A 19,777-nucleotide genomic window follows, 5' to 3' on the forward strand; every position below is an offset into this window, starting at 1 on the left:
GTGACCCGAACAGAAGGGCCCCCATGAAGACCCGCAACAGAATCCGCTCCGCCTCGGCCGTCGCCGCCGCCACCGCGATGATCTTCACCCTCATGCCCGCCGGCACCGCCAGCGCACACGGTTACGTCTCCGCCCCCGCCAGCCGCCAGGCGCAGTGCGCCGCCGGCGTCGTCGAGTGCGGTGACATCCAGTGGGAGCCGCAGAGCGTCGAGGGCCCCAAGGGCCTCACCGACTGTGCGGGCGGCAACAGCAGGTTCGCCGAGCTCAGGGACGACAGCCTCGGCTGGAACGTCACCGAGGTCGGTACCAACCTGACCTTCACCTGGACCCTCACCGCCATGCACTCCACCGCCACGTGGGAGTACTTCGTCGGCGGCCAGCGCGTCGCCAGCTTCAACGACAACGGCGCCCGCCCGCCGTCGACCGTCCGCCACAACGTGGACCTGTCCGGCTACAACGGACGCCAGAAGGTCCTCGCCGTGTGGAACGTCGCCGACACCCCCATGGCCTTCTACTCCTGCGTCGACGTCAACATCCGCAGCTAGCCCGAGCGGCTGCACCGGGGCCCCGGGCCCGGCCCACGGCCGGACCGGGGCCCGCCCCGTGTCCGGGCCCGGGTGGTCCGGGGCGTGGACGTCCGTGGGGAACCCGTCCGGGCCCGAGGAGGGACGGGAGCCGGCCGTGCCCCCGCCCGGGGACACGGTGGGGCAGGCGTCGATCCCGTGTGTTCCGTGGCCCCCTGCTCGACCCCCGACACGACGAAGGCCGGTCCCGTAGGACCGGCCTTCGTGCTGGTCGGGGTGGCGGGATTTGAACCCACGACCTCTTCGTCCCGAACTCGATAAGGCGTGTGATTTACCTTCCCCAAGGGACGCCGTGTCCTGGGCCCAAGCAGGAGAGGGCTCCGCCAGTGTCCGGGACAGTCCACCGACGATCGCCTTCGGTGGTCCCCTGTTTGGCCCCCGGAGGACGGATCTCGTTAGAGCTCGGTCCGGTGAATGTAGGACACGACAGTCAGGCTCTTGTCGTCAATGAGCCACGGCGAGGTGCAGTGCGCGGTGCTCCCGCTGGCAGCAGGAGGGGTGAGGCCGTGACCATCGGCGACCCGAGCACCCTGTCGTCCAAAGCCCGAGCTCAGCAGCAACTTCGGTTCGATGTTCGCCCATTGTCAGAGCCCGCTGGCAGTCTGCCCTGTAATGGAACGGCATTATCAGGAGGGTTTTCGACTTGGAGATCGAGAAGTCGCTCAAGAACTGGCTCACGCCGGAGCAGTACGCCGCTGCGGTGGCACCAGAGCCGGAGGTCCTGGCCCTGGCCGGTGCAGGATCCGGCAAGTCCCGTGCGCTCGCCGGAAGGGTTGCCCACCGGATCGCCACCGGGTCGCCACCGGAGTCAATCGTCGCCTTTACCTTCACCGAGAAGGCGGGAGAGCAGATCAAGACTCGTGTCGCGGCCGCTCTCCAGAAGTGTGGCCTGGACCCGCTTCTGGTCGGCGGCATGTACATCGGAACCATCCACGCGTGGTGCCGCCGTGTGCTCGGGGACATGGACGCCCGGTACCGCCAGTTCGATGTCCTGGACGAGATGCAGTTCCGGATCTACCTGATCTCGCGATACCCCAGGCTCGCGATCAACGCTGTGCGCGATGCCCACCCCACGGCTAAGGGTGCGCGTCGCGCATACTTCGAGTCGCTCAAGCAGATCAGCCGGGCGTGGCAGATGATGAATGACGAGCTGCTGAACCCCGAGCAGGTCGCAGCCGAGGATCCAGAACTTGGGGTCGCCCTGGAGCGCCTCCGGTCCAACATGGAGAAGGACCACTTCATCGATTTCTCGCTGATGCAGCGGCTCGTCGTGGAGGCGCTCGAATCCGGCGACAGTGGGGCGGAGCAGGCGCTTGCACTGCTTCGCCATGTCCTTGTGGACGAGTACCAGGACGTGAACGTGGTGCAGGAGCGGCTCATCGCGCTCATGCACGAGAACTCCGAGACGCTGTTTGTCGTGGGCGACGACGACCAGGCGATCTACGGATGGCGCGGTGCGGATGTGACGAACATTCTTGAGTTCGATAAGCGCTACCCGAACGCGTCGGTGCACAAGTTGCTCACCAACTTCCGTTCCACGTCCGCGATCGTCGAGACGGCGGGAGACTTCGTTGCGCAGGAATTGGGCGCGATGCGCCTACCGAAGGTGTTGCGGGCACACGCCAACCACAGCCCGCGGGAGTTCGTTGTCCAGCAGTTTCCCAACAGGCAGGCAGAAGCCGCCTTCGTCGCCGACCGCATCAAGAGCCTTCTCGGTACGGAGTACGAGGAGCCCGACGGTACGCGCAGGGGACTCACCCCCGCAGACTTCGCCATCCTCATGCGCTCGACGAACACCGAGGAGCAGGACGGGACGAAGCGGCACACTGCCTTCGTTGATGCACTCAACGCCCGAGGCATCGTCTACGCCCTGGACTCGGGTGGACAGCTTTTCGACCGCCCTCAGCCAGCGGCGCTCCGCAGCGCGTTCGAGTTGATGCGGGACGGCACCCCTGACCGGAGCCAGGTCGACCACCACTTCCACGCCGAGCTCTCGCGGGCGTTCCCGTTGGCTGAGCTTGACCGGGTGCGCCGCGTCTTCGCCGACTGGGGGCGGCGTATCCACATGCCCGTAGCCCCAGACGTTTCCCGTCAACGGCTTTTCCCTCAGCAGCTCCTTCACGATCTGCTGGAAGCTCTCAACGTTGCTGGCAGCGGCTTTGATGACGGTGTCATGACAGACTTGGGGACGTTCAGCCGGATCATGCAAGACGTGGAGTCGGTTTACGTCTCCATCGACAGCAAGTCCCGTTTTGGGGAGCTCCTCAACTTCTTGCAGAATGTGGCTGGCACCGGCTACGACACCGACGGGCAGATGATGACTCGGCCAGACGCCGTGTCCATCTCGACTGTGCACAAGGCCAAGGGGTTGGAGTTCCCGGTGGTCTTCGTCGTTGACGTCGAGGCCAACCGCTTCCCCGGCCGGCGGCACCATTACGACGGCTGGATTCCCTCGACTCTCATCCAGCAGGCGCTGGACAACGGGTCATACCAGACTGGAACCGCTGGTGAGGCCCGCCTCTTCTACACCGCGATCACCCGTGCCGAGCGCTACCTCTACGTCACTGGTTCCGCACAGCTTCCCGGCGGCAAGCGCGCGGCGCGAGTATCACCTTTCGCGGCCCGCCTGGCCCATCCTGAGATCCGGCGTGACTTGTTGGAGGCCGGTGCACCCCCGCTCGTAACGCCCCCCACTGTCCCACCGCGTAGGCGTGGCGGTGAGTCGGTGCTCCCAACGACCTACTCCCAGATCCACACCTTCATGCGCTGCCCCCACGCCTACAAGCTCAGCGTGGTCAATGGTTTCTCGCCGCCCATTCCGGAGCTCTTCGGATTCGGGCGTGCGGTGCATGCCGCGGTGGGGAAGCTGCACCAGGCCTACGCCAACAGCAGCGCGCCCACGCCGGAGGAAGCCCGGTCCATCGCAGAGGGACTTTTCCACCTCAAGCACGTTTCGCCGAGCTCGGATCCGGTCAACCGGCCGGGTGCCTACGAGCAGGCTCGGCAGAAGTCGTCGGACATCGTGGCCGACTACGCCAAGGACTATGCCGAGGACTTCGAGACGAAGCGACAGGTCGAGCTTCCCTTCGAGATCCCGATCACAGGGGCCGTGATCTCCGGTGCCATCGACCTCCTACTGAACGTCGATGAGGCGGACAAGATCCAGGATGCCAAGGTCGTCGACTTCAAGACCATGCAGGGCGGTCCGGAACCCGTCAACAACCCGGACCTTCACTGGGAAGACCTCTCTCTGCAGGTGCAGTTGTACGGCAGGGGAGCCGACCTGGTCCATGGCGCCAACGCCCGGACGGGGGCGGTTCACCTCCTCAAGGACAGCCAGAGGATCCACGTGCCGGTCGACCAGGAAGCCGTCGACGCTGCGGTCTCTAATGTGGAGTGGGCGGTCGCCCGCATCACCGAAGGTGACTTCCCTCGGCGGGCTTCTGAGAAGAAGTGCGACACTTGCGACTTTGCCCAGCTCTGCGCCCAGAAGGTGGAGAGTTTTGCCAGCGTGGACATGCCGCCGGCGCTGCACCTGCCGGACGGGAGCGGAGGAAAGACCTTCCGCCACATTGCCGCATTCTCGCAGACCGGACCGGGATGCTGAGGTAGACAGAGCCTGAAGGCACCTGTGGGGCCCTCACCTGGAGAGGTGGCCTCACAGGTGCTTGGGTGGCCGGTGGCTCCACCTTGCTCCGGAGACTCTCACTTGCTTGCTCCGTTATGGAGCTGTCCGACAGTGTCCGGGAGGGCACCGGTCCAACTGCTTCGGTTGCCCCATGCCGAACCACGAAGAGCTCGCGGCCAGGCTCCCTAGGCGTGCTGACCAGAGAGGGCATCGCCCGACCTGCCCTCCGGCTACCTTCGAGCCTCGTGTTCTCCCGGATTGCAGCGGCGACTTCCAGCAGCTTGTAGGCGATGGCAGCGAGCCCTTCCCCGATGGCATCCGTCTGTTCCTCACCCGACGGCTCGCGGCCTTGTCCGCATTGCGCTCAGCCCATCGTTCCCAGTTGCTAATGGTGGGACCCTCTCTCTTTTCGCGGCCTCTGCCTCTGATTCCCCTGCTGAAGGGAACCGTCGGCAAGAACCGCTCGATGGCGAACAAGCACCTTCTCCCGTACATCGGCAAGGCGAAGCTGAAAGATCTCAGCGCCGACGACGTGGACGCCTGACTGGACGACCGATCGGAGCATCTAGCGTCGCGCAGCCTCCGTGACTTGCTCACCATCCTCCGGTGCTCAATAGAAATACGCTCAACGCAGGGACAAGGCTGCGAGGAACGTCGCCTTGCTTGTCACGGTGCCGGAAGGGCGGCCGGGGCGGCCGAGTAAGGCATTGAACCTCGAGCAGGCAAAGGCCGTGCTGCTTGCCGCGCGGCCTTCCAGGCTTTATGCCTACCTCATGCTTTCGCTTCTCGGTGGTGTGCGTACTGAGGAGGCACGCCCCCTCACCTGGAATCACGTCTTCTTGGACACAGAGGATGGAACGCCGCCCCGCGTGGCAGTGTGGCGCTCGGTGCGCAAGCACGGTGAGACCAAGGCGAGGAAAAGCCGTCGGACCATCGCTCTGCCGAGACAATTCGTTGACGTCCTGGAAGAACACAAGCGGTGGCAGAAGCAGGAGCGCGCGTCGCGAGGTATGGAATGGAGACCCGTTGGCCGTGTCTTTACGACGCGGATCGGCGAGCCGCTCGATGCCGCCAACGTCCGGCGTGACTTCTAGGCGATCGTGAAGAGAGCGGGTCTGGAGCCGGATGGGACGCTGCGGGAACTGCGGCACAGCTTCGTCTCACTGCTTTCCGACCATGGCATTCCGCTGAAGCGGATCGCCCAGCTCGTCGGGCACACCAGTCAGGCGACGAGGGAGCGGTCTACCGGAAGCAACTTCACCCGGTCATCACGGAGGACGCGGAAGCCATGGACATCATCTTCGCCCAGCGAGACAGCGCGTCTCGTGATAGCTGATCCGCATCTTTTGGCCCTCAAACGCGCTAGAGGCCACCTACGAATCTCGTAGGTGGCCTCTAGCCAGAGTCGGGGTGGCGGGATTTGAACCCACGACCTCTTCGTCCCGAACGAAGCGCGCTGCCAAGCTGCGCTACACCCCGAAGCAACGAGCCCAAGTCTAGCGGACGTACGGAGTGCGCGCGAACGGGTTGCGGTCGGGACGGGGGGAGGGGCCCGCCGTGGGTCAGGAGGGGGCCACGATGTCCAGCAGGGAGGCCTCCGGGCGGCAGCAGAACCGCACGGGGGCGTACGGGGAGGTGCCCAGGCCGCCGGACACGTGCAGCCACGCGTCCGCGTACTCGTGGAGGCCCCACGCCCGCCGCCGGTCGATCCCGCAGTTGGTGACGAGCGTCCCGTAGAACGGCAGGCACAGCTGGCCGCCGTGGGTGTGCCCGGCCAGGAGCAGCTGGTAGCCGTCGGCGGCGAACCGGTCGAGGTTGGACGGTTCGGGGGAGTGGAGCACGCCCAGGCGCAGGTGCGCCGTCGGGTCGGCCGCCCCGGCGACCTTCTCGTAGCGGTCGAGCTTGATGTGCGAGTCGTGCACGCCGGCGAGGGCGACGTCGAGTTCGCCCGCCTTCAGCGAGCCCTTGCGGTTGTTCAGGTCCAGCCAGCCGGACGCGGACATGGCCGCGCCGAGCTCGCGCCAGGGCAGGTCCGGCACGCGGCGCTTGTTGTAGTCGGTCTTGCTGGTCCGCCAGAGGTAGCGGGCCGGGTTCTTCAGCTGGGGGGAGAACAGGTCGTTGGACCCGTACACGAATGCCCCGGGCCGGTCCAGCAGCGGCCCCAGGGCGTCGATGAACGGCCCCACCGCGTCCGGGTGGGCCAGTGAGTCGCCCGTGTTGACGACCAGGTCCGGCTCGTAGGCGTCCAGCCCGCGGATCCAGTCGATGAGCATCCTGCGGCCCGGCGTCAGGTGCGCGTCGGACAGGTGCAGGATGCGCAGGCGCGGGCTCCCCGGGGGGAGCAGGGGCAGTTCGTAGCGGCGCAGCCGGAACCAGTTGCGCTCGATCACCGAGGCATAGGTCAAGCCGGCGACCCCCACCGCGCCAGTGATCGCCGCCGCGCGCCCCACACGGCGCAGGAGTTGTCTGTTGTCGACGCCCATCCGGCCCTCCTTCGTTGTAGGACCGATCGTCGCAGACCCGGGGCGCCCCCGCGCGCAAACCGTTGGTGGCGCCGCCGGATACCGCCGTAGGATCGGTGCATGTCCGAACTCAAAGACCGCCTCAAGAACGACCTGACCACCGCCATGAAGGCGCGTGACAAGGTGCGCACCGGCACCCTCCGCATGGTCCTGGCGGCCATCTCGACCGAGGAGGCCGCGGGTTCCTCGCAGCGCTCCCTCGGCGACGACGAGATCATCAAGCTGCTGACCCGCGAGGCGAAGAAGCGCCGGGAGGCGGCCGAGGCGTTCGACACCGGCGGTCGGCCCGACCAGGCCGAGGCCGAGCGAGTCGAGAGCGCGGTCATCTCCGAGTACCTGCCCCGCCAGCTGACGGACGACGAGCTCGCCGCGCTGGTGGCGGACGCCGTCGCCGAGACCGGCGCGGACAACCCCCGTGCGATGGGCCAGGTGATGAAGGTCCTCAACCCGAGGATCGCCGGCCGGGCCGAGGGCTCCCGCGTGGCGGCCGAGGTCAAGCGCCGGCTCGCCGGCTGACCGGTTCCCCGCCGGGGGTGCGGCCCGCTCGACGCGGGCGGGCCCCCGCGGCCGGGTCCGCCCCGTGGACGCGCGAGGGGGCGGCGGTGTCTCCACCGCCGCCCCCTCGTTCCGTCACAGGCCCGGGTCAGTCCCCGTCCCTGCCGTGGGGCAGGTGCGCGGGCTGCACGGGGAGCCAGTCCTCGTCGGGGCCCGTGCCGCTGGCGGTACCGCCGCCGTTGCTCAGGAACACGTTGACCGTGGCCCCCTCCGGGAGCCGCGTGCCCGGGTCGGGGTTGACCGCGGCCACCGAGCCCTCGGGCTCGCCGGACCGGACCCGGGTCTGGGACACGTTGACCGAGTAGCCCGCGGCCTGGAGGGCGGCCACCGCGTCGTTCTCCGGCTGGCCGACCACGTTGGGCACCCCGCCGTCGTCGCTGGCGGGGCTGGCCTCGTCGTCCGGCTCGGGAGCCCTGGGTCCGGAGGTCGATCCGAACCTGCCGGGAGCCGAGGGCAGCTGCTCCACCTCGACGCCCTCGTGGGCGCCGCGCATGGTCTCCTGCCAGATCGGCCCGGGGATCGTGGCGCCGTACACCACGCCGAAGTGCCGGTCGCCGATGGTGACGTTGCGCAGCGGGTGCTGCTGCGGGCCGCGCGGGTCGCCGACGAAGACGGCGCCGGCCATCTGCGGGGTGAACCCGGCGAACCAGGCCGCCGCCGAACCGTCGGTGGTACCGGTCTTGCCCGCCGTGGGACGGCCGATGCCGAGCGAGCTCGCCGTGCCGCCGTTGAAGGTCTGCGACAGCAGGTAGGCCACGCCGTCGGCGACATCCTCGTCGATCGCCCGCGAGCACTCCGGCTCGATGTCGATCGTGGTGCCCGACTGGCGGTCCTCGATCTGGGAGATGGCCTGCGGCTCGCAGTACATCCCGCCGGAGGCGAAGGTCGCGTAGGCGTTGGACACCCGGAGCGGGGAGACCTCCTCGCTGCCCAGCGTGAAGCTGCTGTTGGCGAGCGAGTTCTCGTTCTCCGTGAACTTGGTGCCGTCGGCGCGCTGGAGTCCGAGCGTCTCGGCCATCTCCATCACGTCGCAGATCCCCACCTGCCTCTGGAGCTGGGCGAAGTAGGTGTTGGACGACGCCTTGGTCCCGGAGACCATGTTGTGCGTGGTGTTGGACCTGGTGTCGCCCGAGTTGCTCGGTGTCCACGTGGCCAGGGTGCCGCCGTTGCAGCTGCGCTGGCCGGAGACGGACACGCTGGTGGGCGAGTTGAACGAGGTGCTGAAGGGGAGCCCCTCGTCCAGTGCCGCGGCGAGGGTGATCGCCTTGAAGGTCGACCCGGCCTGGAAGCCGCTGCTGCCGCCCCGGTCGGCGTCGGTCGCGAAGTTGATGGACGTCTCGCCGAGCTTGCTCTCGTCCGGCCCGTAGTTGCGGCTCTGGACCATGCCGAGGATGTGTCCGGTGCCGGGCTCGATGACCACCTCGGCGGCCACCTTGCGCGACTCGTTCTCGCGGGGGACCCACTTGTCGACGGCGGCCTGCCCGGCCTCCTGGGTCTGCGGGTCCAGGGTGGTGTGGATCTCCAGGCCCGCGGTGCGCAGCCAGCGCGCCCGCTCGGTCTCGTTGGGGCCGAAGCGCTCGTCCTGCTCGATCTCCTGGACGACGTAGTCGCAGAAGAAGGGCTGGTCGCTGGGCACGCACCCGTTGGGCGGGGTGTCCAGGTCCAGGTCCATGCCCTCGGACTTGGCCTCCTCGGCCTCGGCCTCGGTGACGGCGCCGGTCGCCACCATGCGGTCCAGGACCACGTTGCGGCGCTCGATGGTCTGGTCGGGGAAGAAGCGGGGGTTGTACAGGTAGGGGTAGCGGACCAGGCCGGCGATGGTCGCCGCCTGGTGCAGCTCCAGGTCGCTGGCGGGCACCTGGAAGAAGTGCTGGGCGGCGGACTCGACCCCGTACGCGCCGTCGCTGAAGTAGGCGATGTTCAGGTAGCCCTCGAGGATCTCGTCCTTGGACATCCTCTGCTCCAGGGCCACGGCGTAGCGCAGCTCCCGGATCTTGCGGGCGATGGACTCCTCACGCGCGTGGTCGAGCTCCTCCTGGGAGGTGGCCGCCTCGATCTGCACGTTCTTGACGTACTGCTGTGTGATGGAGGACGCGCCCTCGGTGTTGCCGCCCATGGTGCGCACTGCCGCGCGCAGGGTGCCGGACACGTCGAGGCCGCCGTGCTCGTAGAAGCGGGCGTCCTCGATGGCGAGGATGGCGTCGACCATGAGCGGTGAGACGTCGTCGAGTTCGACGAGCTCCCGGTTCTGGTCGAAGATCTCCGCGATGACGCCGCCCTCGCTGTCGTAGATCGTGGACCGCTGAGGGGGCGGCGGAGTCTCGAGGTTGCTGGGCATGTCCAGGAAGCCGCTGGCGACGTTGCGCGCGGTGATGCCCAGACCACCGACGGCAGGAAGGGCGAGCGCGGCGACGAGGAGGCCCGCGATGACGCCTACGACGACCAGTTGGCTGATTCTTTGAAGCAATGTCCCCTGACCCACCCCATCAGACTAAGTGACCACGGACGCGCACAGTGGTGCGATCTGAACCGGTTTGTGCGCGAGCGCGCTGAGATGCCCGCACTGTCGCGCGAGCGGTGCCCCCATGCCATCTTTTCACGGTTATCGCTGACCACTCGTTGCGCGGTTCGACGCAGCAGGGGATGCCGCCCATCCGACGCGGAGCGCTACCGCGTCCTTACGCAATGGCCCGAGCGGGCCATCTTCAGTGGGATGGGAAGTGGGTCGAGTGGGTTCTGTTGGTGCGGCGTCCGGATCCGTAATTTCTAGACGGCAGGGGTGGGCGTGGAACCACCGCACCCCACGCGGCAGCGGGAGCGTACCGTGTTCTTCCCACCCAACCAGAGCACGCGAGTGTCTGGAACCCCGGGAACCCCGCTGACGCACGATTCGGGTGCGCACACAGGGGAGTAGGGCACATGTGGACCAACCAGTGGACGACGATGGCACGTTGCCGAGAGGTCGACCCGGACGCTCTGTTCGTCCAGGGGGCGGCGCAGCACCGGGCCAAGCTCATCTGTCAGGAGTGCCCGGTGCGCACCGAGTGCCTGGCCGACGCCCTCGACAACCGGGTGGAGTTCGGTGTCTGGGGCGGGATGACCGAACGCGAGCGGCGGGCCCTGTTGCGCAAGCACCCCGGCGTCCCCGACTGGGGGCCGCTCCTGGAGGAGGCCCGACGTGAGGGCGGGGGAGACCTCTCCCACTACGCGGACACCCTCGGCGCGGGCGTCGGCGAGCCCTCCGCCTGAACCCCGGCGCTAGCGTCCTCCTGCCGCGGCGGCGAGGGCGCCGCCGATCCGGCGCAGCCCCTCCAGATCGTGCACGTCCTCCGGCAGGGCGGCCACCTCGGCCACGCGCAGGTCCGGGTGGGAGGACAGCAGGGCGTCGCGCAGCCCGACCTCGCGCCCGCGCACACGGACCCGTTCCGCGTGCAGGCGCAGTGCGGCGGACGCCAGCGGGTGGACGCCCCCCTCCTCCAGCGAGGCGGCGGCGGACTCGGCGTCCGCCGCGCCCAGCGACGAGCCCGCGCCCTCCGGCAGGGGGTGGGTGCGGTTGACGACGACCCCGGCCAGCGGCATGGCGTCGCCGGCCAGCCGGTCCACGAAGTAGGAGGCCTCGCGCATCGCGTCCGTGTCGGGGACGGCGACCACCACGAACGCCGTCCCCGGTGTCCGGAGCAGGCGGTAGGTGCGCTCCGCCCGTTTCTGGAACCCGCCGAACACCGTGTCGAAGGCGGACACGAACGACCGCAGGTCGTCGAGGAACTGCTTCCCCACGATCCTGCCGATCGTCGAGGTCACCAGGTTGAACCCGGCCCCCAGCAGCCGGAAGGCGCCGGTGCTCGCCGGGGCGCTCAGGAACCTGATGAGCCTGCCGTCCAGGAACCGGCCCAGCCGCTCGGGCGCGTCGAGGAAGTCCAGCGCGGACCTGCTGGGCGGGGTGTCCACCACGATCAGGTCCCAGTCCCCCGACTGCCGCAGCTGTCCCAGCTTCTCCATGGCCATGTACTCCTGTGTGCCGGAGAAGCTGGTGGAGAGGGTCTGGTAGAAGGGGTTGGCGAGGATCTGCCGGGCCCGCTCCGGGTCCGCGTGCTCCTCCACGACCTCGTCGAAGGTCCGCTTCATGTCGAGCATCATCGCGTGCATGCTGCCCCGGGCGCCCTCGGGCAGGGGGACGGGGCGCGGGGTGTTGTCCAGCGCCTCCACTCCCATGGACTGGGCCAGGCGCCGCGCCGGGTCCACGGTGATCACGACGGGGTGGCGCCCGCGCTCCGCGGCGCGCAGCCCCAGTGCGGCGGCGGTGGTGGTCTTGCCGACCCCGCCGGCCCCGCAGCACACGATGATCCGCGTCCCCGGGTCGTCCAGGAGCGCGTCGGTGTCGAGTGCCTTCGCACCGGTCCCCCCGCGGTTCGCGCGGCCGTCGTCCTCCGGTCCCGGGTTCACCGGCGCACCCCCTGCTCGGCCAGCCGCCGTGTGAGTTCGTCCAGGGCCGCCCGGTCCACGCCCCCCGCGAGGAGGGGGAGCTCGAGGAGGGGGCGGCCCAGGTCCTCCAGGTCCGACCGCACGCGTCGCTCCAACCGGACCCGCAGGGCGTGCCCGCGCACCTCGCCGGCCAGGGAGGCGGCGAGCTCCCGCGGGTTCTCCACACGTGCCTCCCCGAACCCGGCGGCGAGTGCGTCGAGGTCCGGGCCGCCGCTCGCAGCGGCCTCCAGGGACGCGTCGTCGAGGAGCGGGGGGCGTGCCATGTTCACCAGCACCATCCCCGCCGCGAGCCCCAGCTCGGAGATCTCCGCGATCCCGTCCCGGGTCTCCTGGGCGGGCATCTCCTCCAGGAGCGTCACGAAGTGCACCAGGGTCCGGTCGGAGCGGATGACCTCCATGACCTTGTCGGCGTGGTTGCGGATCGGGCCCACCCGGGCCAGCCCCGCCACCTCGGAGTTCACGTTGAGGAACTGGGAGATCCGCCCCGTCGGCGGGGCGTCCATCACCACGGCGTCGTAGTGGAAGGGCGCGGCCGGATCGGCGGCGGAGGGCCTGCGGCGCGCGCCCCGGCGGCGCCGCACCGCCTCGGTCGCCTTGCCGGTGAGCAGGACGTCGCGCAGCCCGGGGGCGATGGTGGTGGCGAAGTCCACGGCCCCGAGCCTGTTCAGCGCCTGCCCGGCCCGGCGCATGCCGTAGAACATCTCCAGGTACTCCAGGAGCGCCGCCTCGGCGTCGGCCGCCAGGACGGACACGCTCCCGCCGCCGGGGACGGAGAGCATCTCGCGCTCCTCGTAGGGGAGCGGCGGGCTGCCGAGGAGGGTAGCGACGCCCTGGCGCCCCTCCACCTCGACCAGGAGCACGCGGCCACCGTCTGCGGCCAGCGCCTGGGCCAGCGCCGCGGCGATCGTGGTCTTGCCGGTCCCGCCCTTCCCGGTGACGATGTGCAGTCGCGCTCCCGCGCACGCATCCCCCGGATGCTGTGGTCCGTGCTCACGATCACTCACCCCAGGGAGTCTATGTGGGCCTCCGGGGACGGGTGGGGAGAGGCGTCTGTGTGGGCGGGGAGGAGCACGGGTGAGTAGTGTGGCGGCGTTGACGTGCGGCGCCCCGCCTCGGTGGCGGGACGCCGGTGACCGATAGGGGTTGGACGCATGAGCAAGTGGGAGTACCAGACGGTGGCGCTGCTGTCGCACGCCACCAAGCAGATCCTCGACAACTGGGGTTCCGACGGGTGGGAGCTCGTCTCCGTCGTGCCCGCCCCGCTCCCGGAGGGCACCGACCCGCGCAACCAGCAGTACGTCGCCTACATGAAGCGCCAGCTCTGATGGCCACCCCCGAGGAGCGGATCGCGGAGCTGGGCCTGACCCTGCCGGAGGTGGCGGCCCCGGTGGCCTCCTACACGCCGACGGTGCGCAGCGGGGCCCACGTGTACGTGTCCGGTCAGCTGCCGTTCGTGGAGGGCGAGCTGCCCGCCACGGGCAAGGTCGGCGCGGAGGTCACCCCGGAGGCCGCCCGCGATCTGGCCGCGCTCTGCGCGCTCAACGCCATCGCCGCGGTGCGCGCCGAGGTCGGCGAGCTGTCCGACGTGGTCAGGATCGTCAAGGTGGGCGGCTTCGTGGCCAGCACCCCCGACTTCACCGGCCAGCCCGGTGTGATCAACGGCGCCAGCGACCTGCTCGCCCGGGTCTTCGGCGACGCCGGGGTGCACGCCCGCGCGGCGGTCGGGGTGGCGGCCCTGCCGCTCGACTCCCCGGTCGAGGTCGACATGATCGTCGAGGTCCGCTGAGCGGTTCCCCGTGAGGCCGGGCAGGCCGCGCCGGTCGGCGGCGCGGCCTCCGGCCCCGAGACCCGGGAGGGTATGCCGATGCCGGAGCAGGGAGGGGCCGCCCGGCCCAGGCCGGCCGCCACGGTGATGCTGCTGCGCCCCGCGCGGGGCGGCCAGGCCCGGGGCGGGCGCGGGGAGGGGCCGATGGAGGTCCTGCTCATGCGCAGGGTCCGCTCCATGGGCTTCGCGCCGGGCGCCTACGTCTTCCCGGGCGGAGGAGTGGACGAGAGGGACGCCGACGGGGACCTTCCCTGGACCGGTCCGTCCCCGCGGGAGTGGGCGCGGACACTCGGCACCGACGTGCGGATGGCGCGTGCGCTGGTGTGCGCCGCCGTCCGCGAGACCTTCGAGGAGACCGGCGTGCTGCTGGCGAGTGCGCCGGAGCGCGCCGGGGAGCCGGCCATCACCCTCGACACGGCGTCCGAGGAGTGGGAGAGGGACCGGCTGGGGCTGATCGACCGCTCCCGCTCCTTCACGGGGGTGCTCTCCCGGCGCGGGCTGGTGCTCAGGTCGGAGTGGCTCCGGGCGTGGTCGCGCTGGATCACGCCCCGCGCCCAGCCGCGCCGCTACGACACCTGGTTCTTCGCCGCGGAGCTTCCGCCGGGCCAGGCCTCGCGCGACGTCGGCGGCGAGGCCGACCTCACGGCCTGGACCGATCCGTCCCTGGTCGCCCCGGAATGGGCGGCGGGCCGCATGCCCATGCTGCCGCCCACGGTGGTCACGTGCGCCGAGCTCGCCGAGTGCCGGACCCTGGAGGGTGTACGGAAGGCGCGACGGGATATCGTCCCCTTTGAACCGGAAGTTCGGGAAGTCAACGGTCGGATCCGCGTCGTCGCCCCCGACGGGGTGGAGTACCCCTTGCCGAATCCCGGTGCGGCCCCGTGAGGGTGCGCACGTCACCGTGCGGACCGCGTGGCCGCGGGACGGGTTCCGGGGTTCGCCGCCCGCGGTCCTCCGGACCGGTCCGGTCTCGGCGATCGAAGCGAGGTGCGATGAGGATCGACGGTTCCGGGACGCTGCGCGCCAGTTGTGTGCTGTGCCCCAATCCTGGCCCGATGACGTTGGAGGGGACCAACACCTGGATCCTGCGCGAGCCCGGCGCCCGCGGGGTCGTGGTCGTGGACCCCGGCCCCCACGACGAGCGCCACCTGGAGAGGGTGGCGCGGACCGTGCAGGAGCAGGGCGCGCAGGTACAGATGGCGGTGGTCACCCACCGGCACCCCGACCACGCCGAGGGCGCCCGCTACTTCGCCGAGCTGACCGGGGCCCCCGTGCACGCGGTCGACCCGGAGGTGCGGGTCGGCGGCCACGGCCTGTCCGACGGCGACACCCTGGAGGCCGACGGCCTGGTACTGACGGTCGTCGCCACCCCCGGGCACACCGACGACTCGGTGTGCCTCCTGGTCGGCGCGGACAACGCCGTCCTGACCGGGGACACGGTCCTGGGGCACGGCACGACCGTGATCGACGGCGACGACGGCCTCGGTCCCTACATGGACTCGCTGTACAGGCTGCGGGACCTCGTGCGGGAGCAGGGTGTGCGCACCCTCCTGCCCGGGCACGGACCGATCCTGACCGCGCCCGCGGAGGCGCTGTCCTCCTACATCGCGCACCGGGAGTCGCGCCTGGAGCAGGTCCGGGAGGCCGTGAACGCCGGCGCGACCGGGGTCGGCGCCGTCGTGGACCGTGTCTACCCCGACGTCGACGAGCAGATCCGGTTCGCCGCGGAGTCGTCGGTGCGCGCCCAGCTGCGCTACCTGGCCTCGCGCGGTGAGCTCCCGGCCGGCAACGAGCCGTAGCCCCGGGCGGACGGGCACCGCCCGGCAGGCGCGCGCACGGGGCCTTCCGAGCCGCCGCCGAGGGGCGGCGCGCCGCGGGGTCCGGACAGCGCTGTGGCCGCCCACCCCGGGGGGAGAGCGGCCACACAGCGTGTCCGCCGGGCGCCCGTCCGGGCGCCGGAGGTTCTAACGGGCCCGGCGGCGCATCCGCTCGACGTCGAGCAGGACGACGGCCTTGGCCTCGATGCGCAGCCAGCCGCGCAGCGCGAACTCGGCGAGCGCCTTGTTGACCGTCTCGCGCGAGGCGCCGACCAGCTGGGCGAGCTCCTCCTGGGTGAGGTCGTGGTGGACGTGCAGGCCGTCCTCGCCCTCCTTGCCGAACTTGTCGGCGAGCTCCAGGAGCGCCTTGGCCACACGGCCCGGCACGTCGGTGAAGACGAGGTCCGCCATCACGTCGTTGGTCCGGCGCAGCCTGGCCGCCAGTGCCTTGAGCAGCTGGAGCGAGACGTGCGGACGGCTCGACAGGAACGGGCGCAGGTCGTCGTGGCCCAGCCCGGCGAGCACCGAGTCGGTCACGGCGACGGCGCTCGCGGTGCGCGGGCGCGGGTCGAACAGCGACAGTTCACCGAACATCTCACTGGGGCCGAGCACCCCGAGCAGGTTCTCGCGGCCGTCCACGGCCGTGCGGGTCAGCTTGACCTTCCCGCTGAGGATCACGTACAGGCGGTCGCCCTCGTCGCCCTCGCTGAACAGGGTCTGCCCGCGTCCGAGGCGTACCTCGCTCACCGATGAGCGGAGCGCCGCCGTGTCCTCCTCGTCGAGAGCCTCGAACAGAGGGGCCTTCCGCAGCACCTCGTTGATCTCGTCCACCACACGTCCTCCTCAGAACCTGACCGTCAACAGTGTGACGTATATCGCACCCGGGTGTGAAACCAGGTCGTTACCGCGGCTTGCCGCCGGGAGACCACGTGCCCACAACAGCCGACGTCAGCCCATGCGATCTTAGTCGTAATCAGCCTGTATCAAGGGCTGTCCGCGCCGCGCCATCGGACATTGGTTACATAATCCCGGTCACCGGCCGAAACGACGGCCGGCTCCCGGAAGCATGCCGAACTTTCGGTGAACACGGAGGCCCGCCCCGTCGGGACGCCTACCCTGTGACGATGCCCCGTGACACGCCAGACGCGCCGTCCGCGCCCGCGGAGAACCCCACGCCCACCGGCGAGAGCCGACTCGCGCTGGTCCGCCGCGCGCGCAGGATGTACCGGGAACTCGTCGAGCTCTACCCGGACGCCCACTGCGAACTGAACTTCACGACCCCGCTGGAACTGCTGGTCGCCACCATCCTGTCCGCGCAGTGCACGGACAAACGGGTCAACCAGGTCACTCCGGCGCTCTTCGCCCGCTACCCCGACGCCGAGGCCTACGCCTCGGCCCGGCGGGAGGAGATGGAGGAGGTCATCCGTCCGCTCGGCTTCTTCCGCGCCAAGACGAACAGTCTCATCGGGCTCGGTCAGGCGCTGTGCGAACAGCATGGCGGAGAGGTTCCGGGGAGCCTCTCCGACCTGGTCAAACTACCCGGTGTAGGACGAAAAACCGCAAATGTACTGCTTGGTAATGCCTTCGATGTGCCCGGGATCACCGTGGACACCCATTTCGGGCGGTTGGTCCGCCGTTTCAAGTGGACGGACGAGGTCGACCCGGTGAAGGTCGAGCACGCGGTGGGCGACCTGTTCCCCCCGAGGGACTGGACGATGCTCTCCCACCGGGTGGTCTGGCACGGGCGGCGGGTCTGCCACGCCCGCAAGCCCGCCTGCGGCGCCTGCGACCTGGCCCGCTGGTGCCCCTCGTTCGGGGAGGGCCCGACGGATCCGGACACGGCCGCCGGGCTGCTGCGGATGCGCTCCTTCGCCTGACCCCGCCCCTGCGGCGGCCGGCCCGGAGGCGGCGGACGGCGGGGGCGCCTGCGGCGCTTTGTACTCTGATGGTGTGATCGTTGACACCGGCGTCCCGACACGGCCGCCGCGTCCGCGCGGACGCCTCCGCCGCGCCGCTCCGCGGTACCGCCGCGACGCGGCGGCGGCCCCCTGCCGGGACGACCCCGGCGGTCCCACCGCCTCCGGGGACGCCGTGCCGGCCGGCGGACCCGGAGACCGGGGCCCCGCGGGGGACGCGGCGCCCCCGGGAGCGGTTCCCGCGAGGGAGTCCCCGCACGGGACCGCCGGACACGGTTCCACCGCATGACGACCCGAGGGAGCGGTGCGGGCCCCGGGCCCCGCGCTCCCGGCCCGCCCAGGACATCCCGGGAACATCCCGGTGCGGCCCGCGCCAGCGGCCGCACCGGTCCACCGACGGCGCGACAACCCCCGGAACAGGCTTCACGTATGAACCCGATCCCGCTCTGGCTCGCCGCGCTCGCGGACGCCGCCGAGACGATGACCGTGCCGGGCCCCATGCGGCCCCCCGCGAACGGCGGCCGCGAGTCGGCCGTCCTCATCCTCTTCGGCGTCGGACACAAGGGGCCGGACCTGCTCCTCATCCAGCGCAACGCCGGACTGCGCCGCCACGCCGGGCAGCCGGCCTTCCCCGGCGGCCGGATCGAGCCCACGGACGCCTCCGTCGAGGCCGCGGCCCTCCGGGAGGCGGAGGAGGAGACCGGGGTGGTCCCCGCGGGCGTCGACGTCGTGGGACGCCTCCCCGAGCTGTACCTGAGCTTCAGCGACTTCCGGGTGGCCCCCGTCCTGGGCTGGTGGCGCGAGCCCTCCGAGGTGCGCCCCACCGACCTCGGCGAGGTCGCCGCGGTCTCCAGGGTCCCGGTCGCCGACCTCGCCGAACCGGCCAACCGGGTCATGGTGCGCTACGGGGGCGGGACCCGGTGGGGGCCGGGCTTCCGGGTCGACGGCATGCTCGTGTGGGGTTTCACCGGTGCGATCATCGACAGCCTGCTCACCATGGGCGGCTGGGAACTTCCTTGGCGCCACGAGGGTCTCACCGACGTGTTCGAAGCCACCCCGCAGGGCCTGCGGCCGGTCGGGTAGCGCTCATTCTTGGAGGGCATTGTGCTCGACGTGGTCCTGATCGTCCTGCTGCTGCTGTTCGCGGTGACCGGGTACCGCCAGGGTTTCATCGTCGGTGTCTTCAGTTTCGTGGGCTTCATCGGCGGGGGCGTCCTCGCCGCCCTGGCCGCCCCGGACCTGATCCAGGCGTGGGTGGAGGATCCCGGCCGACAGGCGCTCCTGGCCATCGCCGTGGTCTTCCTGGCCGCCGCGCTCGGCCAGTTCCTGTGCTCCTACCTGGGCACCCTCGTCCGCAACAGGGTCACGTGGGACTCCGCCCGCGTCGTGGACGCCGTGGGCGGAGCCCTGGTCAGCGGGCTCTCGGTACTGCTCGTCGCCTGGTTCATCGGCAGCACGGTCGCGAACTCGGCGCTGCCGTTGGTGGCCGGGCAGGTCAAGGACTCGCGCATCCTCCAGTCGGTGGACGCGCTCATGCCGGAGTCGGCCCACAGCGGCTTCTCCACGTTCCGCAGGGTCGTGGACCAGAGCGCGTTCCCACAGGTCTTCAGCGGCCTCGGGACCGGTGAGCTGGCCGAGGTCGAGCCGCCGGACCCGGACGTTCTCACCACCCCGGAGCTGATCGAGTCGAGCCGCAGCGTGGTCAAGGTCCTGGGGACCGCCCCGTCCTGCCAGCGCCGTGTGGAGGGGACCGGCTTCGCCTACGCCGACGACCGGATCATGACCAACGCGCACGTCGTCGCCGGGGTGACCGACGACCTGCGGATCGTCACCCGGGAGGGCTACCAGCTCGACGCCACCCTGGTGCTGTTCGACGCGCAGCAGGACCTGGCGGTCCTCCACGTCCCGGGGCTGGACCTGGAGCCGCTGGAGTTCACGCACGAGGCCCCGCAGGGCGGGGACGCGGTGGTAGCCGGGTTCCCCCGCAACAGCGGCTTCACGGCCGTCCCCGCGCGCGTACGGGCCCGCCAGACGGCGCAGGGGCCGGACTTCTACCACTCGCAGCAGGTGAGCCGGGAGATCTACCAGGTGCGCGCGGTGGTGCGCCCCGGCAACTCCGGAGGCCCGCTCCTCGCCCCGGACGGCACCGTCTACGGGGTCGTGTTCGCCGCGGCCACGAACGAGCCGGAGACGGGCTACGTGCTCACCGCCGACGAGGTGGCGGAGAACGCGGGTTCGGGTCTGGAGTCCGCGGCGGAGGTCTCCTCCCAGACCTGCGACTGACCCCCGTCCACAGGCGGACGCCGGGCCTTCACAGGACCCGCCCCCCACGGTTCACTGGATGTACAGGGGGACCGCCGCGGCGGCCGGCACGGTGCTGCCCGGGGTCCGCGGATCCGCGGGACGCCCACAGGGCCGTCCGCGGGGCCGCCCGCCCCGCGCGGGGCG

General features: G+C 70.5%; 19 protein-coding genes and 1 tRNA gene. 14 read left to right on the forward strand and 6 right to left on the reverse strand.

Going from position 1 to position 19,777, the window contains the following annotated elements:
• Nucleotides 1–23 precede the first annotated feature (23 nt).
• The 5 genes from ACWGL3_RS07410 (at nucleotide 24) to ACWGL3_RS07430 (ending at nucleotide 5,600) form a co-directional block, all read left to right on the forward strand.
• Nucleotides 24–545, forward strand: coding sequence for a lytic polysaccharide monooxygenase auxiliary activity family 9 protein (locus ACWGL3_RS07410; protein WP_267947450.1), 522 nt, complete (start codon nucleotides 24–26; stop codon nucleotides 543–545).
• 682 nt (nucleotides 546–1,227) lie between these two features.
• Nucleotides 1,228–4,191, forward strand: coding sequence for an ATP-dependent helicase (locus ACWGL3_RS07415; RefSeq protein WP_452461056.1), 2,964 nt, complete (start codon nucleotides 1,228–1,230; stop codon nucleotides 4,189–4,191).
• 172 nt (nucleotides 4,192–4,363) lie between these two features.
• Entirely contained in the window at nucleotides 4,364–4,756 is a 393-nt protein-coding gene (locus ACWGL3_RS07420) for a hypothetical protein (protein WP_452461057.1), read from the forward strand.
• 115 nt (nucleotides 4,757–4,871) lie between these two features.
• Nucleotides 4,872–5,306, forward strand: a complete 435-nt coding sequence (locus ACWGL3_RS07425) for a hypothetical protein (protein WP_452461058.1) — start codon at nucleotides 4,872–4,874, stop codon at nucleotides 5,304–5,306.
• A gap of 6 nt (nucleotides 5,307–5,312) precedes the next feature.
• Complete coding sequence (locus ACWGL3_RS07430) at nucleotides 5,313–5,600, forward strand: hypothetical protein (protein WP_452461059.1); 288 nt, start codon at nucleotides 5,313–5,315, stop codon at nucleotides 5,598–5,600.
• Between the two features lie 17 nt (nucleotides 5,601–5,617).
• Here ACWGL3_RS07430 and ACWGL3_RS07435 read toward each other — a convergent pair.
• Both ACWGL3_RS07435 and ACWGL3_RS07440 read right to left on the reverse strand, forming a co-directional pair.
• A tRNA-Pro gene (locus tag ACWGL3_RS07435) sits at nucleotides 5,618–5,691 on the reverse strand.
• 83 nt (nucleotides 5,692–5,774) lie between these two features.
• Nucleotides 5,775–6,695 carry a metallophosphoesterase gene (locus tag ACWGL3_RS07440; protein WP_267947451.1) on the reverse strand — a complete coding sequence of 307 codons (921 nt, stop codon included), beginning with the start codon at nucleotides 6,693–6,695 and terminating at the stop codon, nucleotides 5,775–5,777.
• A 99-nt stretch (nucleotides 6,696–6,794) separates the two neighbouring features.
• Here ACWGL3_RS07440 and ACWGL3_RS07445 point away from each other — a divergent pair, with 99 nt between their 5' ends.
• Nucleotides 6,795–7,250, forward strand: a complete 456-nt coding sequence (locus ACWGL3_RS07445; protein ID WP_267947452.1) for a GatB/YqeY domain-containing protein — start codon at nucleotides 6,795–6,797, stop codon at nucleotides 7,248–7,250.
• A gap of 127 nt (nucleotides 7,251–7,377) precedes the next feature.
• On the opposite strand, the gene ACWGL3_RS07450 is transcribed toward ACWGL3_RS07445, so the two are convergent.
• The gene (locus tag ACWGL3_RS07450; protein WP_267950205.1) at nucleotides 7,378–9,756 is read right to left on the reverse strand and encodes a penicillin-binding protein; all 2,379 of its coding nucleotides are present in this window, start codon (nucleotides 9,754–9,756) and stop codon (nucleotides 7,378–7,380) included.
• Nucleotides 9,757–10,208: 452 nt separating this feature from the next.
• On the opposite strand from ACWGL3_RS07450, the gene ACWGL3_RS07455 reads away from it, so the two are divergent.
• Nucleotides 10,209–10,538, forward strand: a complete 330-nt coding sequence (locus ACWGL3_RS07455; protein WP_267947453.1) for a WhiB family transcriptional regulator — start codon at nucleotides 10,209–10,211, stop codon at nucleotides 10,536–10,538.
• A gap of 9 nt (nucleotides 10,539–10,547) precedes the next feature.
• On the opposite strand, the gene ACWGL3_RS07460 is transcribed toward ACWGL3_RS07455, so the two are convergent.
• On the reverse strand, nucleotides 10,548–11,732 hold the full coding sequence (locus ACWGL3_RS07460; protein WP_267947454.1) for an ArsA family ATPase: 1,185 nt from the start codon (nucleotides 11,730–11,732) through the stop codon (nucleotides 10,548–10,550).
• Complete coding sequence (locus ACWGL3_RS07465) at nucleotides 11,729–12,775, reverse strand: ArsA-related P-loop ATPase (protein ID WP_355012928.1); 1,047 nt, start codon at nucleotides 12,773–12,775, stop codon at nucleotides 11,729–11,731. Before ACWGL3_RS07465 ends, ACWGL3_RS07460 begins: the two co-directional genes overlap by 4 nt.
• A 147-nt stretch (nucleotides 12,776–12,922) precedes the next feature.
• Here ACWGL3_RS07465 and ACWGL3_RS07470 point away from each other — a divergent pair, with 147 nt between their 5' ends.
• The 4 genes from ACWGL3_RS07470 to ACWGL3_RS07485 all read left to right on the forward strand — a co-directional run bounded on the left by ACWGL3_RS07470 (nucleotide 12,923) and on the right by ACWGL3_RS07485 (nucleotide 15,395).
• Complete coding sequence (locus tag ACWGL3_RS07470; RefSeq protein WP_267947456.1) at nucleotides 12,923–13,096, forward strand: DUF4177 domain-containing protein; 174 nt, start codon at nucleotides 12,923–12,925, stop codon at nucleotides 13,094–13,096.
• Nucleotides 13,096–13,557 (forward strand): RidA family protein, encoded by a 462-nt coding sequence (locus tag ACWGL3_RS07475; protein WP_267947457.1) that lies wholly within the window; start codon nucleotides 13,096–13,098, stop codon nucleotides 13,555–13,557. The genes ACWGL3_RS07470 and ACWGL3_RS07475 overlap by 1 nt, the downstream gene beginning before the upstream one ends.
• Before the next feature lie 78 nt (nucleotides 13,558–13,635).
• Complete coding sequence (locus tag ACWGL3_RS07480) at nucleotides 13,636–14,481, forward strand: NUDIX hydrolase (RefSeq protein WP_452461060.1); 846 nt, start codon at nucleotides 13,636–13,638, stop codon at nucleotides 14,479–14,481.
• 107 nt (nucleotides 14,482–14,588) lie between these two features.
• On the forward strand, nucleotides 14,589–15,395 hold the full coding sequence (locus tag ACWGL3_RS07485; protein ID WP_452461061.1) for an MBL fold metallo-hydrolase: 807 nt from the start codon (nucleotides 14,589–14,591) through the stop codon (nucleotides 15,393–15,395).
• 165 nt (nucleotides 15,396–15,560) lie between these two features.
• On the opposite strand, the gene ACWGL3_RS07490 is transcribed toward ACWGL3_RS07485, so the two are convergent.
• A complete protein-coding gene (locus ACWGL3_RS07490; RefSeq protein ID WP_267947460.1) occupies nucleotides 15,561–16,247 on the reverse strand; it encodes a Crp/Fnr family transcriptional regulator in 687 nt (228 codons plus the stop codon).
• A 290-nt stretch (nucleotides 16,248–16,537) separates the two neighbouring features.
• Between ACWGL3_RS07490 and nth the strand changes: the two genes are divergently transcribed.
• From nth to ACWGL3_RS07505, 3 genes are all read left to right on the forward strand, one after another.
• Entirely contained in the window at nucleotides 16,538–17,290 is a 753-nt protein-coding gene (gene nth, locus ACWGL3_RS07495; RefSeq protein WP_452461062.1) for an endonuclease III, read from the forward strand.
• 468 nt (nucleotides 17,291–17,758) lie between these two features.
• Nucleotides 17,759–18,412 carry an NUDIX hydrolase gene (locus ACWGL3_RS07500; RefSeq protein WP_267947462.1) on the forward strand — a complete coding sequence of 218 codons (654 nt, stop codon included), beginning with the start codon at nucleotides 17,759–17,761 and terminating at the stop codon, nucleotides 18,410–18,412.
• 21 nt (nucleotides 18,413–18,433) lie between these two features.
• Entirely contained in the window at nucleotides 18,434–19,612 is a 1,179-nt protein-coding gene (locus ACWGL3_RS07505; protein WP_267950206.1) for a MarP family serine protease, read from the forward strand.
• Nucleotides 19,613–19,777 lie beyond the last annotated feature (165 nt).

This window comes from Nocardiopsis sp. NPDC055824 (assembly GCF_053616335.1).

Bases quoted from the DNA above. Each gene is read 5' to 3' on its own strand.
- ACWGL3_RS07440 (WP_267947451.1), bottom strand. From the start codon at position 6,695: ATGGGCGTCGACAACAGACAACTCCTGCGCCGTGTGGGGCGCGCGGCG.
- ACWGL3_RS07475 (WP_267947457.1), top strand. From the start codon at position 13,096: ATGGCCACCCCCGAGGAGCGGATCGCGGAGCTGGGCCTGACCCTGCCG.
- ACWGL3_RS07455 (WP_267947453.1), top strand. From the start codon at position 10,209: ATGTGGACCAACCAGTGGACGACGATGGCACGTTGCCGAGAGGTCGAC.
- ACWGL3_RS07470 (WP_267947456.1), top strand. From the start codon at position 12,923: ATGAGCAAGTGGGAGTACCAGACGGTGGCGCTGCTGTCGCACGCCACC.
- ACWGL3_RS07500 (WP_267947462.1), top strand. From the start codon at position 17,759: ATGAACCCGATCCCGCTCTGGCTCGCCGCGCTCGCGGACGCCGCCGAG.
- ACWGL3_RS07480 (WP_452461060.1), top strand. From the start codon at position 13,636: ATGCCGGAGCAGGGAGGGGCCGCCCGGCCCAGGCCGGCCGCCACGGTG.
- ACWGL3_RS07445 (WP_267947452.1), top strand. From the start codon at position 6,795: ATGTCCGAACTCAAAGACCGCCTCAAGAACGACCTGACCACCGCCATG.
- ACWGL3_RS07410 (WP_267947450.1), top strand. From the start codon at position 24: ATGAAGACCCGCAACAGAATCCGCTCCGCCTCGGCCGTCGCCGCCGCC.
- ACWGL3_RS07485 (WP_452461061.1), top strand. From the start codon at position 14,589: ATGAGGATCGACGGTTCCGGGACGCTGCGCGCCAGTTGTGTGCTGTGC.
- ACWGL3_RS07420 (WP_452461057.1), top strand. From the start codon at position 4,364: ATGCCGAACCACGAAGAGCTCGCGGCCAGGCTCCCTAGGCGTGCTGAC.
- nth (WP_452461062.1), top strand. From the start codon at position 16,538: ATGCCCCGTGACACGCCAGACGCGCCGTCCGCGCCCGCGGAGAACCCC.